Source organism: Solirubrobacter phytolaccae, from assembly GCF_027587195.1.
GTDB lineage: Bacteria > Actinomycetota > Thermoleophilia > Solirubrobacterales > Solirubrobacteraceae > Solirubrobacter > Solirubrobacter phytolaccae.
This window is the reverse complement of the sequence record NZ_JAPDDP010000046.1, coordinates 1-15,087: the sequence shown is the minus strand read 5'-3', so window position 1 is coordinate 15,087 and position 15,087 is coordinate 1. Positions and strand designations below refer to the sequence as shown.

The 15,087-nt window shown below is 74.5% G+C and carries 10 protein-coding genes; 3 read left to right on the top strand and 7 right to left on the bottom strand.

The genetic code is table 11. The features are described 5' to 3' along the window. Window positions 1-13: 13 nt before the first annotated feature. Window positions 14-1,375 (top strand): MBL fold metallo-hydrolase, encoded by a 1,362-nt coding sequence (locus tag OJ997_RS22275; protein ID WP_270027442.1) that lies wholly within the window; start codon window positions 14-16, stop codon window positions 1,373-1,375. Here OJ997_RS22275 and OJ997_RS37745 read toward each other — a convergent pair. Genes OJ997_RS37745 through OJ997_RS22255 form a run of 4 tightly spaced genes read right to left on the bottom strand, consistent with a single transcriptional unit; the run spans window position 1,357 to window position 10,079 of the window. Further along, window positions 1,357-3,870: a DUF7824 domain-containing protein gene (locus tag OJ997_RS37745; protein ID WP_270027441.1), complete on the bottom strand. Its 2,514-nt coding sequence runs from the start codon at window positions 3,868-3,870 to the stop codon at window positions 1,357-1,359. The two genes, OJ997_RS22275 and OJ997_RS37745, sit on opposite strands and share 19 nt — an antisense overlap. Beyond that, complete coding sequence (locus OJ997_RS22265; RefSeq protein ID WP_270027440.1) at window positions 3,860-5,071, bottom strand: SWIM zinc finger family protein; 1,212 nt, start codon at window positions 5,069-5,071, stop codon at window positions 3,860-3,862. The genes OJ997_RS37745 and OJ997_RS22265 overlap by 11 nt, the downstream gene beginning before the upstream one ends. Next, a complete protein-coding gene (locus OJ997_RS22260; protein ID WP_270027439.1) occupies window positions 5,068-7,581 on the bottom strand; it encodes a DUF6493 family protein in 2,514 nt (837 codons plus the stop codon). The genes OJ997_RS22265 and OJ997_RS22260 overlap by 4 nt, the downstream gene beginning before the upstream one ends. Further along, entirely contained in the window at window positions 7,578-10,079 is a 2,502-nt protein-coding gene (locus OJ997_RS22255) for a DUF6493 family protein (RefSeq protein ID WP_270027438.1), read from the bottom strand. Before OJ997_RS22255 ends, OJ997_RS22260 begins: the two co-directional genes overlap by 4 nt. Window positions 10,080-10,144: 65 nt before the next feature. Here OJ997_RS22255 and OJ997_RS22250 point away from each other — a divergent pair, with 65 nt between their 5' ends. Further along, entirely contained in the window at window positions 10,145-11,869 is a 1,725-nt protein-coding gene (locus OJ997_RS22250) for a DUF6909 family protein (protein WP_270027437.1), read from the top strand. 21 nt (window positions 11,870-11,890) lie between these two features. Then, window positions 11,891-12,286: a hypothetical protein gene (locus OJ997_RS22245; protein WP_270027436.1), complete on the top strand. Its 396-nt coding sequence runs from the start codon at window positions 11,891-11,893 to the stop codon at window positions 12,284-12,286. A gap of 186 nt (window positions 12,287-12,472) precedes the next feature. On the opposite strand, the gene OJ997_RS22240 is transcribed toward OJ997_RS22245, so the two are convergent. From OJ997_RS22240 to OJ997_RS22230, 3 genes are all read right to left on the bottom strand, one after another. Then, window positions 12,473-13,138: a hypothetical protein gene (locus OJ997_RS22240; protein WP_270027435.1), complete on the bottom strand. Its 666-nt coding sequence runs from the start codon at window positions 13,136-13,138 to the stop codon at window positions 12,473-12,475. Window positions 13,139-13,521: 383 nt separating this feature from the next. Beyond that, on the bottom strand, window positions 13,522-14,391 hold the full coding sequence (locus OJ997_RS22235) for a metallophosphoesterase (protein WP_270027434.1): 870 nt from the start codon (window positions 14,389-14,391) through the stop codon (window positions 13,522-13,524). Window positions 14,392-14,434: 43 nt separating this feature from the next. Further along, window positions 14,435-15,087 (bottom strand): PfkB family carbohydrate kinase (locus OJ997_RS22230; RefSeq protein ID WP_270027433.1); only part of this gene is annotated, 653 nt, incomplete at its 5' end.

Below are 15,087 nucleotides of genomic sequence, written 5' to 3'. Positions count from 1 at the left end.
TAGGGTTCGGTCCGTGATCTTCCGCCAGATCGCCCATGAGGATCTCGGGTGCGCGTCGTACCTGGTCGGCGACGAGTCCGCGGGCGTGGCCGCGGTCGTCGATCCGCGCCTGGAGATCGGCGAGTACCTACGCGTCGCCCGCTACCTCGGCGTGCAGATCGAGCACATCCTCGAGACCCACAACCACGCCGACCACGTCAGCGGCCACGGCCGGTTGGCGGCCGCGACCGGCGCGCGCATCCACGTCCACCGCCTCGCGTCGCCCGACTACGACCACGAGCCGTTCGACCACGGGTGGGAGCTCGCGCTGGGCGACGTGATCGTGCGCGCGCTGCACACGCCCGGGCACCGGCCCGAGCACACGGCGTTCGCGTTGATCGACACGGCTCGGGGTTCTGAGCCCTGGGCGGTGCTCACCGGCGACTCGCTGTTCGTCGGCGACATCGCGCGGCCCGACCTCGCGGTCGAGAAGGAGGAAGGCGCGCGCGACATCTTCCGCTCTCTCCACGGCGAGCTGCTGTCGCTCGGCGACGACGTCGAGGTCTGGCCCGGCCACCTCGGCGGGTCGCTGTGTGGCGGGCCGGCGATGGACCTGAAGGTGTCCACGACGATCGGCTTCGAGCGCCGCCACAACGCGCTGCTGGGCGTCGACGACGAGGGGGAGTTCGTCACGCGCGCAACGTCGGGGCTCCGCCCGCAGCCGCCGAACTTCAAGGGGATCGTCGCGATCAACCGCGGGCCGCTGGATCGCCGGACCGTGGACGCGCACCCTCTGACGCCGCGCCAGATCCAGACGCTCGATGCGCCCGTGATCGACGTGCGCACCTCACTGCAGTTCGACGACGCGCACATCCCGGGCGCGATCTCCAACACGATCCTCCAGTCGGGCTTCGGCACGCGCCTGGCGTGGATCGCCGGCCCGGACGAGGAGATCGTGCTCGTCGGCCGCGACGACGCCGACGCCCTGCACGCCGCCGAGCTGGCCGCCGCGGTCGGCGTGGACCGGATCGCGGGCTACCTCGCGGGCGGCATGACGAGCTGGCGCGAGGAGAAGCTGCCGGTATCGAAGATCGAGCGGCTCACCGTCGACGAGCTCCACGCGCGCCGTGACGGCCTGCAGATCCTCGACGTGCGCGAGCGCGACGAGTGGGAATCCGGCCACATCCCGGGCTCGGTGTTCGTGCCCTACCACGACATCGACGCGCTCCCGCCCGAACTGGACGCGGACACACCGGTGGCCGTGATCTGCGCCTCGGGTCAGCGCGCCGCGGTCGGCGCGTCCCTGGTCCAGCGCTTCGGCGCGGGTGAGGTGCTGCACGTCGTCGACGGCGGCGTCGGCACCTGGGGCCGCGCGGGCTACCCCATCCAGCGCTGAGCTCGCCGCACCCGCGCGGCGAGCGCGAGCTCCGCCTCGACCGGCGGCGGCTCGCCGGCGCGGGCGAGCAGCGCCTTCGCCGCCTTGGCGGCCTTGGACGTGCCGCTGAGCGTCTCGAGGTAGGCGCGCGAGCGCTGGGGGCCGACGCCGGTCTGCGCGCTCAGCTCGTCGAAGAGCACGAGCAGCGCCGCGGGGCGCTCGGGCACGGCGGCGACGTGCGCGTCGAGGAAGTCCCGCACGACCGCCCGCTGCAGCGGCCCGCCGTCCGCGACGGTCTGCAGGCGAGCAGCGAGCCGGTTCGGCTTGATCCGCGCGAGGTCGTCGGGCGGGAGCGCGGTGGCGTCCACACGCCCGTCCTGGATGCCCGCGATCAGCACGTCGACGGCGGCGATGTGCTCGCGGTCGTACGCGGAGCCGAGCGCCTGCACGAGCAGCCGCAGCGCCAGCGGAGGCAGCGGCTGGTCCAGCAGCGCCTCCAGCAGGACGCCGACGTCGGTGTCCCGGCCGCTGCCGCTCTCGAGGTTCTGGAGCAGCTCCGGCAACGCGCACGCGCACGCGATGTCCCGTCGCTCGGGCCACACGGACCAGACCGGTGCGCCCGACCAGCGGCGACGCTGCGTGTCGACGTACTCCGCGAGCGGGCCGTCGTGCTTCACGCGCGGTCCGTCGATCAGCACCTTGACGCGCTGGTTGAGCGGCTCGGCGTCGTCGTAGACGACCTCGACGGCGAAGCGGTCCGGCTCGCGCGCCGCCCGCGCGGCTTCCGCGGCGGGACCCCGCTTCGTGTGCCGACGCACCCGCCTGAGCGCGTGGTCTCGGCCTTCGGGCGCGAGCCGCAGCAGCGCTTGCGCGAGGTCGATCGGGTCGGGGTCCTCGTGCATCCGGTCGAGCAGCACGCGCGGCTCGATCCACCCGCCCGCGTGGGTCGGCAGCGAAAGCAGCGGCCGCGCCTCACCGCGCACCACGCGCTGGGACGCCTCGTAGAGCCGCAACTCCCACGGGCTGCCGTGCTCGTCCGGCGCTCGGGTCACGAAGCCCGTGGCCCACACCGCCGCGACGGTGACCGGGGAGAAGAACCAGTGCTCGAGGTCCAGGATGCGCTCGTGGAACGGCCGTAGCGGGCCGTCGAACGGCCGGTCGCAGAACCGCAGCACGCCGTCGAGCAGTCGCTCGTCGCCGCGCCACGGCTCCGACAACGTGGTCGCGAGCACGTCGGCGAGCTCGTCGAGTGACGCGATCGGCTCGATCGGCTCACCGAGGACGGGTTCGCCGGGCACGGGCGCGCGCGGCACGGCTCCGCCGAAGTTGAGCGCGCGTCGGATCGCCTCGGGGATGGTGTCGAGATCGAGCTCGACGGGGTCGGGCCGCGAGCGCGGCGACGCGACGCCGAGCAGGGCCTCGGCGCGCGGGCGTTGGGTCGCGGAGAGCAGGTCGAGCTGGCGCAGCAGCGCGTCGCGGGCGGCGTCGGTGAGGCCCCAGCGCTCGAGCCGGTCGAGCGCCTGGGCCTGGACGTCAGCGTCGGGGTGGCCCAGCGCGATCGTCGCGGTCGCGGCGTCGGGCGCGCGGTCGAGCAGCTTCAGCGCACCCCGGGCCGTCCGCTTGGCGCGTGCCGCCAGGGCGGGAGCCAGCTCCGGCGGGGCCACCGGGCGCGGGTCCCGCGTGAGCTCGTCGAGCGCGAGTGTGAGCACGTTCGCGGCGGCCACGCCGAGCAGTCCGCGCAGCTGGTCATGCCGCGCGGCCCGCTCCGCGTTGGTGACCGCGAGCTCGCGCCACAGCCCGGTGAAGAACGCCGCCCGGTGGGCGCTGAGGTCACTCCCGAGCGCTTCGAGTGTCGCGTCGATCAGGCGCTCGCGGTCCAGCTGCGCGATCAGCGCCTCGCGCCAGTGCGCGCCGCGGTCCTGCGCCGCGCGCAGGCTCTCCTGACCGTCGTGGTGGCACAGCAACGCCCAGACATCGTGCTCGAGCAGCTCCGGGTCATCCTCGAGCAGGTCGCGCGCGTCGAACCAGGGAAACGCGCCGAGCAGGCCGTCGAGGTAGTCGCGCGGGCGCTTGATCAGCCCTGCCCGCACCTGGAGGTGCACGAGCGGCCAGCGGCCTTCCGGGCCTTCACTGCGCAGTTGCCACGCGGTCCAGTCGGCGAGCCACGGCGGGTCGCGGTCGAACACCACCTGGGCGGCGCGCTGCACGTCGAGCCACGCGGGAAACGGCTCGGCGAGCGCGCGCTGCTCCGCCAGCGACGCGGTGCCGACAAGGGCGACTTCGAGCGCCCGACGCTGCGCGTACGCGCGGTCGTAGCGCTCGCGGTCGTCCCAGCCGACCTCGTGCGGCCTGCCGGCGTCGTCGAGGAGCTTCAGCGGGTCGTCCGTCGCCCGCTCGAGCGCGAGCAACGCCGGCGCTCGTTCCCGCCGCTGCGCCTCCGTCCACCCGCGCAGCAGCAGGACGACGGCGCGCGCATCGCCCGCGATGATCGCGGCGAGCAGCGGGTCAGGCGTCACGCGCGAGCTCTGCCGCCAGCACGTGCTTGCACGGCCCGCGCTCACCGCGGTAGCGGCCCCACCACTCGCACGTGCACGCCGGCGGCGACACGCGGTACTGGCCGACCCACGCGTGGTCGCCCTCCCATCGCACCTCGGGGACGAGCTTGCGCGCGGCGAGCAGGCGCGGGTGCAGCGCCTCGACCTGCGTGAGGTCGTAGGGGAGGTCGCGGTGGAAGAAGCCGCCGGCGTCGAGGTCGAAGCCCGCGCGGCCGCGGGCGGCGAGGACGTCGAGCACGGCGGGGTCGCCGGCGAGCTTGGGCTGCCACGCGAGGTCGAGCTCGGCGTCGTCGGCCTGCGGCTGCAGCGCCTCGGTCGCCAGCGGGTTGAGCGAGCCGCCCTCGCCGGAGAATCCGCGTGAGCTGGCCGGGCTGAGCACGAGCGTGAACGTGCCCGCGGTGCCGAGCGTGAGCGTGAACGCGCTCACGCCGGTCGGGCCGCCCCACACGCGCAGCGCGCTGCCGAAGCGGGCGAGCGGCTCGAGCAGCTTCAGCCGCTCGGGATCGCGCACGGCGACGGCGCCGGCACCGCCCGCGACCGACCAGCGCCCGCCGGGCATCAGGAAGACCTCGCGCGTGCGCGGGACCGACGTCCGCAGGAAGCGCTGGGCGGCGACGCCGGACAGCTCGAACCCCGGCTGCAGCGCGCGCGAGGCGACGCCGACCTCGCCGAAGCCCTTCACCCAGCGCGTCGGCAGCGCCACCTTGCGCTCGACGGCGACCCCGCCCGGCCCGGCGACCTGCACCTCGTCCTCGCCGACCGCGAGGTGCAGCCAGCCGGTTCCGCCGACGCGGGCGAGCACGCCGCGGGTGGCCTCATTGACGTCCACGTTGGTCACGCCGACGCGCAGCACCTCGCCGTCGGCGCCGCTCAGCAGGGCGTCGTGACGCGCGTACACGCCCGCGCACGAGCTCAGCGCCTCGAAGCGGATCCGGTCCGCGTGGCAGGTGACGACCGGGTCGGTGATCACCTTCCCATGCTCGAAGAACCGCGCGCGGGCGGTGCGCGCGACGGCGAGGATCGCGCTCGCGTGGATCGCCGGGTCGTTGAGCTCGCCGCGGAACAGGTGCGGGTGCGCGGCGACGCCGCCGCTCGTGGCCAGGTCGAGCGCGTCCGCGGTCGCGGTCGACGGGTGGGCGTAGGTGTACGCGTGCTCGATCATGGCTCCATCCAGCGTTGTGCCCGGAGTGCCCGCGCGGCGAGGACCAGGGACTCGACATCCTCGTTCCCCTCGCGCGCGAGGAGCGAACGCGCGGCCTTCGCGGCCTTGCTCGAGCCGGTGAGCGTGCCCAGGTGCGCGCGCGCCGCGACCGGCCCGGTGTGCGTCTGCGCGCACAGCTCGTCGAACAGGACGAGGAGCGGCGCGGCGCGCGGCTCGGTCGCGTCGAGGAACGCGCGCACGAGCGCCCGCGGCAGCGGCCCGGCGGTGGCGACGTTCCCCAGGCCGGTCGCGAGCCGGTTGGGCTTGAGCCGCGCGGCGTCGAGGATGGGGAGCCGGTCGATGCGGCCGTCCTCGATGCCGGCGATCAGCAGGTCGGCGCCGAGCAGCCGCTCCCGCTCGGCGAACGAGCCCAGCGCGAGCACGGCCAGGCGGATGCCGAGCGGCGGGAGCGGCTCGGTCGCGGGCGCCAACGTCTCCAGCACGACCGCGCCGAGTTCGCCGCGACGGACGTCGTCCAGGTTCCAGCCGACTTCGCGGATCGCGGCCGCGCACGCGAGCTCGCGGCGGCCGGGGAACGCGTTCGGGTCCAGCGGCACGCGCCCGTAGACGCTGTGCTCGCCGCACGCCTCCTCGACGTGCCGGCGCAGCGGGCCGGCGCTCGGCAGCGGCGTGACCCGCACCTCGAAGCTCTCGGACTCCCACTCGTCCGGGCCCCACTCCACCTCCACGGCGAACGGGTCGAGGCCGGCCACCGCGCGTGCCGCGACGGCCGCCGGTCCGTCGCCGCCGACGGGCTCGCCGCCGAGCGCGCACCGCAGCGCGGGCGGGAGCGGCTCGCCGCCCGCCGCGAGTGCTTCGGCGCGGCCCTCGGGCGCGAGCCGGAGGATCGCCCGGGCGAGCTCGTCCTCGGTCGCGTGCGCGTGCAGCCGGGCGACGAGCGCGCGCGGGTCGATCCAGCCGCCGCGGTGGGTGGGCAGCGCGAGGTACGGGCCGGCGGCGGCGCGCGCGGCGCGGTGCTCCGCGGGCGCCGGCGGCACCTCGGGGTGGTACTCGGGCGGCGCGGCGAGCTCCCGGTGCACCCAGGCGTAGCCGACCCGGTCGAGCGCGCCGAGCCACGACCCCATCCCCTCCGGGTATCGCTCCATCAGCGCCGTGGGCGCGGGCCGGTCGCAGAAGCGCAGCAGCGCGTCGAGCACGTCGTCGCGCGCGGACAGCGGCTGGAGCTCGCGCACGAGCGCGTCGACGGTCGCGATCGGCGTCACCGGCTCACCGAGCACCGGCTCGCCCGGGATCGGCGCGTCGGGCAGCGGGCCACCGAAGTTCAGCGCGGCGCGGATGGCCGCGGGGATGCCCGAGACGTCGACCTCCACGGTCTCGTGCGCCTCTGGAAGCGCCACGCCGAGCAGGGCTTCGGCGCGCGGGCGCTGCGTCGCGGCGAGCCCGTCCAGCTGGCGCAGCAGCTCGCCCCGGGCGGCGTCGTCGAGCGGGCCACGCTCGAGCCGGTCGAGCACCTCGGCCTGGATGTCGGCGTCGGGATGCCCGAGCGCGATGGATGCGAGCGCGGGCGCGCCGTCGAGCTGCTTGAGCGCGGTGCGGACGGTCTTCTTCGCGGTGGCGGCGAGGGCGGGGGTGAGGTCGGTCGCGGCGATCGGCGCGCCGGAGCGCACGAGCTCGTCCAGCGCGAAGCCGACGACCGGCTCGGCGGACGCGCCGAGCAGCGCCCGCAGCGTGTCGGCCCGCGCCGCGCGCTCGGCCCGCGTGGGCTTCAACGCCTTCCACAGCTTCGTGTGCCAGGCGGCGCGGTAGGCGCTGAGGTCCGCGAGTGGCTCGAGCAGCGCGTCGAGCAGCCGGTCGCGCTCCCGCACCCGCGCCGCGATCAGCGTGCTCCACCCGCACACGTCTGCCGCGCGCTGGCTGGCGTCGTCGCCGCGGTAGGCGATCAGCTCCCACACGTCGCGCTCCCAGAACTCGGGGTCGCCGTCGAGCAGCTCGGCCAGCGGGGTGGGGTCGTGGTACCAGCGCATCCGCAGCAGGGCGGGAACGTAAGCGTCGGGGCGCTCGATCGCGCCGGCCCGGACGAGGTCGCGGACCAGCGGCCACTTCACGAACGCGGTCTGCGTGGAGAGGATCCACTGCGCCCAGGAGGCGAGCCAGCGTGGGCGGCGCTCGAGCAGCACCGTCGCGGCGGGCGCGTCGTCGACGCAGCTCAGCGCCCACGCGTGACGGCGCAGCTGCTCCATCGACGCGGTGCCGAGCAGCGCGAGGTAGAACAGCTTGCCCTGCTCGTACTCACGCATCGAGGCCTCGTTGGTCCACTCGGTCCGCGGTACCGCGACGAGCCCGCCGTCCGGCGCGCGCTCGATGAACCCGAAGTCCCGGTGGGGCGCGGCCATCAGGAGCTTGGCGGCCGCGCGTCGCTCCGCCTCCTCGCGCCCGCGCAGCGCGGACATCACGCCCGCCTGGTCGGCGGCGACGAGCGCGTCGAGCAGGGTGTCCGGGAACGCGCTCACGTCGCCGCCATCCAGCGCCGGGCCCGGCGGGCGCGCGCGGCGAGTGCAAGCTGCGCTTCCTCGGCGGGCGGGTCGCCGTGTCGGTTGAGCAACGCCTTCGCCGCCTTGTGCTTGGACGTGCGCAGGTGCTCGCGGGAACGTCGCGGGCCGGTGCTCGTCTGCGCGCAGAGCTCGTCGAAGAGCACGAGCAGCGGGCCGGAGCGGGCGGGCACGAGGTGGATCGACGCGTCCAGCAGCTCGCGCACGACGGCGCCGTGGAGCGGACCGGCCTCGGCGATCGTGGTCAGCCGCGCGGCGAGCCGGTTCGGCTTGATCAAGCCGACGTCGTCGGGCGGCAGCGCGTCGACGCGGCCGTCCTCGATCGCGGCGATCAGCACGTCGACCGCGAGCAGATGCTCGCCCGGCGCGCCGGAGCCCAGCGCGAGGACGAGGAAACGCACCGTGAGCGGTGCGATCGGCTGGCGCGGCGGGAGCAGACGCGGCAGCAGCGCGCCGGCGGTGGGGACCGACTCGGTGCTGTCGAGGTACCGGCTGATCCTGCGGATCGCCGCGGCCGCGGCGAGATCGGTGCGCGCCGGGAAGTCGTGGCTGTCGTACCACCCGTCGCCGCCGATGCCGCCGAGCGCCGCGCCGAGCGGCCCGCCGCCGACGGGACCCGTCGGCACGCGCACGCGCAACGCGTCGCCCTTGAAGGTCTGGTGATGCACGACCTTGGCGACGATCGGCGTGAGCCCGGCGACGGCGCGCGCGGCGTCCGCGACCCAGCTGCCGGCCTCGACCGGCTCGCCGCCGAACGCGCAGCGCAGCGCCGCGCCGGACGCTCCGGGGAGGTCGGCCGCGGCGGCGAGCGCTTCCGCGCGGTGATCCAGGGCCAGCCGGAGGATCGCCTGCGCGAGCTCCACCTCGTCGACCCGCGTGCCCGAGGCGACGACGCGCTGGACCAGCACGCGCGCGTCGATCCACCCGCCGACGTGCGTCGGCAACGCGAGCAGCGGCCCCGCTTCGCCGCGAGCGGCACGGGTGCCGACGGTGTGGAGGCGCAGGAAGTCGACCGACGACGGCCCGTCTCTCCACTTGGGCTCCGTGCCGGTGAGCCAGCTCGCCGCCACACCCCGCGGCCACAGCAGCCAACCGTCCACGGACAGCTCGCGCAAGGACTCGACGAACGGGGCGAGCGCGCCCTCGAACGGCTCCCGCGTCGCGCAGTGGCGCAGGATCGCGTCCAGCTGGCGCTCGTCCTCCGGGAACGGCGGGCCGTACTCGTGGCGCTCGGCGAGCGACTGGGCGAGCGCCTCGACGGTCTCCAGCGGCGGGACCGGCTCGCCCAGCACCGGCTCGCCCGCGATCGGCGCCGGCGGCAGCGGGCCGCCGAAGTTCAGCGCCGTACGGATCGCCTCTGGGAGCTCCGACACGTCGACCGCGACGACCTCCTCCGTCGCCGGGAGCGCGAGGCCGAGCAGCGCCTCCGCCCGCGGCCGCATCGTCGCCGACAGCAGGTCCAGGTGACGCAGGAGCCCGTCGCGGGCGCCATCGTCGAGCGTGGTGCGCTCGAGCCGGTCGAGCGCCGCGCCCTGGACGGCCGCGTCCGCGTGGCCGAGCGCGATGGTCGCGGCCGCCGGCTCGTCGCCCAGCAGCTTGAGCGCGCCGCGGACGGTCTTCTTCGACGCCGCCGCCAGCGCGGGGGCGAGGTCGTCGGCCGGCACCGGGACCTTCGCGCGCGTGAGCTGCTCGACCGCGAACGCGACGATCGCCTCGGCGGCCGCGCCGAGCAGGACCCGCAGTCGGTCGGCGCGGGCCGCGAGCTCGGCGGGCGTCGGCGCCAGGTCCTTCCACAGCTTCGTGTGCCAGGCCGCGCGGTAGGCGACCATGTCGTTCGCGAGCCCGTCGAGGACGGCGTTGAGCACGCGCTCGCGTGGCAGCCGCGCGCGGATCACCTCGTTCCAGCCCGCGCCAGGGGCCCAGTCGTTGGTCACGTCGGCGGCGCGCAGCGACTCCTCGCCCGTGTCCGAGGTGAGCAGGTCCCACACCTCGCGTTCGAGCAGCGTGGGGTCGGCGGCGACGAGCTCCGCGGCGGCCTCCCCGCCGTGGTACCGCGGCCGGCTCGCGCGGATCAGCGCGCTCAGGTACGGCGGGCCGGGCCGCTCGATCGCTCCCGCCCGGACGAGCCCACGCACGAGCGTCCACGGCGAGTCCAGGGCGTCCCCGGTCAGCCGCCATTCCGCGTACTCCTGCAGCCAGTCGGGTCGCCGGTCCAGCAGGACGGCGAGGCCCTGCTCGACGTCGATGGTCGAGGCCGACCAGATCCCGAGGCGGCGGATCTCCGTCAGCGTCGCCGTCCCGGCGAGCGCGACGTGCACCACGGACTCGCCACCGGTCCCCGCGATGCCGCGTGCGTGTCGCAGCAGCTCCGGCGCGAGCGCGCGACGCTCGGCCTCCGGCAGGCCGCGCAGCGCCCGCGCGACCCGGCGCGCGTCGCGGTTGACGATCCCGTCGAGCACCGGTGAAGCCTTCCACAATGAGTGGTCGGCGGGTCGTGTCAGCCGGTGCGGTAGCGTCCAGGCGCATGGCCGTCCCTCGTCTTCGCGTCCCGTCCGCCGAGCCGAGTGGGACGTTGCACCGGGCCTCGGATGAGGTCGAGCTCTACCACCGCACGTACACGACGTTGCTGCGGTCCTCGGGCGAGACGCTGCTGCGGGTGCTCGAGCCCTCGCACGCGGCGATGAACTCGAGCCTGCACCCGCTCGCGTACGACCTCGAGCAGCCCGACCTCGGTGCGTTCCTGTACTCGCTGCGGCGCCTGCCGGAGTCGGTCTGGCGGGCGCAGCGCGTGGTGATGGGCCAGGAGGCCGAGGCGTTCGCGCGCGCGGGGTTCGGCCGGATCGAGGACTGGACCGCGATGGAGGCGCCCGCCCGGCGGCGGCGCTGGTTCGACAACGGCGAAGGCACGCTCGCGGTCCTGCTCGCCTCCACCTCGGACCTCGACGACGCGATCCCGTCGCTCGTCGCCTACCAGCTCGAGTGGAACAAGCTGCACGTGCTGATGCGCGCCGCGACCGTTCCCGACGACCCGGAGCCGGAGGCCGCGGCGTCCGCGTACGGCGGCTCGGCGGGCGACTGGGCGCGCGTGCACGAGTCCTGGCCCGACGGGCTCGCGGGCTTCGTGCGCGAGGTGGGCGACCGCAAGCTCAACCTGCGGATCCGGATGCTCGGCGGCTCCCAGGCCGGCTATCAGCGGCTCACGCGCCGCTGGTGGGCGCCGGTGCGCGCGCGGCTGACGGACCAGTCGCTGTCGGACCGGCCGATGTATTTCGTCTCCTCCAACACCCACTCGATCATGAACCTCGTCTCGACGAGGGCGGGCGTGAGCGAGGAGGAGATCGTCACCTGGGTGGAGGCCAACGGCCCGGACTACCTGCTCGAGGAGCTCGAGCGCTTCCGGACCAGCCGCAAGACCGGCTCGTGGGAGAACTTCCTCTACTACGGCGCGCGGCTGTTCTACGAGCGCCAGCCCGAGGACGGGCCGGCGTGGGATCGGCGCCGCAAGGCCGAGCGCGAGCTCGGCATCACGCACATCTCCTCCCGCACCGGCCTGCGCGTCTCGGCGCAGGTGATCGACCTGGCCAAGCTCGACCCGGCCGGGCTGGACTCCCGGCTCGGCCCGATCGACGCCGACAAGCTCGCCCGCACCGGCGGGGTCGTGGTCAACATCGAGTACCCGCTCGGGCTCGCCGCCTACAACATCCTGCGCGAGATCACGACCGCGCACGACACGCTGCGCGGCGTCTACGTCCTCGGCAAGGCGGCGACCCTGAACGCCGACGTCGGCGACGTCCTGATCAGCGGCGTCATCCACGACGAGCACTCCGGCTCGACCTACTGGCTCGACAACGCGTTCACCTTCGACGATGTCGCCCCGTACCTGGTGTTCGGCTCCGGCCTGGACAACCAGCGCGCGGTGACCGTCAAGTCGACCTTCCTGCAGAACCGCAACTACCTCGACTTCTACTACCGCGAGGCGTACACCGTGGTCGAGATGGAGGCGGGCCCGTTCTGCAACGCGGTCTACGAGATCGCCGACGCCGACCGCTACCCGAGCGGCGAGGCGGTCAACTTCTCCAAGCTCCCGATCGACTTCGGGATCATCCACTACGCCTCTGACACGCCCTACTCGCAGGCCCGCACGCTCGGCGCCCGCGGGCTGTCGTACTACGGGCTGGACTCCACCTACGCGTCGTCGGTGGCGATCATGCGGCGGATCTTCTCGTTGGAGGGGCTCTACGACGCCTGAGCAGGCGGCTACCGCACCATCATGCGAACGCTCATCGCCGTGCTGGCCCTGCTCGCGACCGCCGGCTGTGGCGGCGCCGCGTCCGGTCCCGACGACTACATGACCTACGAGGCGCCGGCGGCGTCGTTCGTCCACCCACAGGGCTGGACGGTCAAGCGCGACAACACCGAGTGGCGCGCCACCGCGCCGGGCGACCGGAACGCCCTGATCGTGCTGAGCGTGCAGGACGTCGACTTCGAGTCGGCGCACGCCGAGCACCGCGTCCGCTTCAAGACCGAGGGCAAGCAGGAGACCGTCGTCATGGTCCACGCCGTCCCGAAGGACCGCAAGTCCGTGGTCCAGCTCGTCTCCACGGGACACGACGACGGCCTCGACGGCGAGGCCGTCGCCAGGTCGCTCGAGCTCGAAGCGGGCTGAAGCCACGTCGGGGTACGCCTCCGTCGGTCCGCCTTCACGACCGCCGCCCTCCCCAGAGGGCGATCGTGAAGGCGGACGGACGACGGATGGCACTACCAGGCGCGATGCGCAGCCTGGACCCCTGCCCTGCGTGCTCCCGAACGCACGGCGACTGAAGCGGTAAAGGTAGACGCGGGGCGCGCGCTTTCAACCCTGAAAATCCGGGGTGCGCCACGTGCGCTGCGAGCGCGTGTCCTTCACGCGCTGGATGTACTCGTTCGCGGGCTGCGTGTGCCAGCGGCCCGCGAACCACGCGCCGAGCGAGCCGTACAGGTCGCCCGCCTTGTAGTCCTGACCCCGCTCGACGTCGTTGAGCCACGGCATCTTGCCGTCGTAGTAGGCGCGGATGATCGCGCCGTAGTAGTCGGCGTTGAACGCGGTGCTGGACTTCGCGTACGCGGGGCAGCAGTGGAACGGTCGGCGCAGCTGGTAGAGCCCGAAGCTGTCCCCGTTGTCGCCGACGGTCGACATCCGCCACCACGACTCGACCACCGCGACCGCGCGCATCACGTTCACGTCGATCCCGTGCTTGTACGCGGCCCACTGGATGATCTCGTCCGTCGTGCCCTTGAAGCGGCCGGTGACGCGCGCCTTGTAGGGCATGTCGGACTTGGCTCGGAACGCGCGGAGCTGCTTCGCGGTCAGCGTGCGGCGGTTCTCGTCGGCGTTGTCCGGGCGGGGCTCCCAGCTCGAGCGCTTGACCTTCGCGGCCGCCTGCTTGTCGGTGAGCGGCTTGGCGCCGACGGGCTTGGTCGCGGCGTGGGCGGGGCCGGCGAGCAGCAGGGCGGCGAAGAGCGCGAGCACGAATCGCATCGGTCCTTGGTACCCGCGCCGGGTACAACTCCATCTGTGCGGAGAACGCTCGGCCAACAACGCAGGCGCACGGCGCTCGTCCTGCTGCCCCTCGCCGCCGCGTTCACGATCCTCACCGCGGCCGACGGGCTGTGGATCCTCGCGGTCCCCGGCTTCCTGTTCTTCGCCGCTCAGCTCGTGATCTTCATCCGGGAGAGCCGTCGCCGTCCGCAGCCCGCTCCGCCAGCCGCTTCACCGCCGCCAGACGAGCGACCCAGCCCGCCGCAAGTCGTGACATCCACGCCGCCGTCGCCTGGAGGGGTTCGGGCTGGACGACGTACCTCACCTCGCGACCGTGCCGCTGCGCGGCAACGAGCCCGGCGCGGTCGAGGACAGCGCTGAGCTCACTCGCTCCGGAGCTGCAAGTGGAGGATCTCGGGTGGCGCGAGGAAACGGATCGGGAGCCCGCTCGTGCCCACACCGCTCGTGATGTACAGGTGCCGGCCTTCTTCCACGATGTGCCCGCGTGCGTAACGCTCGCCGTAGTGGGAGGGCATCAGCGGGCGCCGCACCAGTGGGATCGCGACCTGCCCGCCGTGCGTGTGGCCGGAGAGCGTGAGTGAGACACGCGCGGGGATGCGCGGGAACAGGTCCGGGTCGTGTGAGAGCACGATCACGGGCTGGTCCTCGGGCACGGCGCGCAGCGCGTGGACGACGTTCGGCATCCGGTGGCGCATGTCCCCGAGCCCGGCGATCCAGAACGCGCCGACCTTCACCGCGCGGTCCTCGAGCACGGTGATCCCCACGGCGTCGAGCGCGCGCCACATCCGGTCGCCGGAGTTGCGCCAGTCGTGGTTGCCGATCACCGCGTACGTGCCGAGCGGCGCCCGGAGTCGTCCGAGCTCGGCCGCGACCGCCTCGGGCGCGAGCTTGCGGGCGAGCTTCTGGCTGGAGTCCAGGTAGTCGCCGAGCAGGAGGTGCACGTCGGGCTCGAGCGCGTTCAGCGCGTCGACGGCCCGCGCGATCTTGTCGAGCCCCGCGTGCGGCACGCCCGCGTGCAGGTCGGACATGACCCCGGCCCGGAGCCCGTCGAGCGCCTCCGGCCAGTGCGGCAGGGCGAGCTCGACGTCACGCACGACCAGCCGGCGGGGCTCGATCCAGCCGGCCCACGCCGCGAGTCCGGCCCCGGTCGCGAGCGCGCCGCCGACGACGGGCGCCGGCACGACGCCGAGCGCGGCGCGAACGCGGGCGCGTGGTGACGAGCGTCGCTTCACGCGCGCACCTCGTGCGCGCCGGCGGCGAGGGGCGTGGTCGCGCTCACGCGGCGTCGACTTCGTCGCGCGTCGGCATGCCGCCGCGCGCACCGGGCTTCGTGGTCGAGAGCGCCGCGGCCTTCAGGGCGAACTCGGCGGCCTCCCGCAGCGGGCGGCCCGCGGCGAGCTCGGCGGCCAGCGCGCCGTTGACGGTGTCGCCGGCGCCGGTCGTGTCGACGACGTCGACCTGCGTCGCGGCCAACCGCTCCGGTTCGCCGCCCGGCTCCAGGAGCAGCGCGCCACGCGCGCCGAGCGTGATCAGCACGGCGGCGCCGGTCGATTCGGACAGCGCTCGGGCGGCGGCCTCGGGATCGCGCTCGCCGGTGAGCTGCTCGGCCTCGGACGCGTTGGGCGTGAGCACGGCAAGGGGCGCGGCGGGCAGCTCGCGCGCGGGCGCGGGGTTCAGCACGACGGGCCAGCCCGCGGCCTCGGCGGCGCGCGCCGCGGCGATCACGACGTCTTCGCCGACCTCGTGCCCGAGCAGCACGACCCCAGCGGGGGCGGCCGGCGAGTCCACGGGGCGGGGCGGCGTCGTGATCTTCAGCGTGAGCGAATCGCCGTCGGCGTCCGCGCACACGAGGCGGGTCGTGGCCGCGTGGCCGGGACGCGGGCTCGCGGCGCCGCCCGGGCAGGCGGGGGCGCGGGTGACGGTTGCCG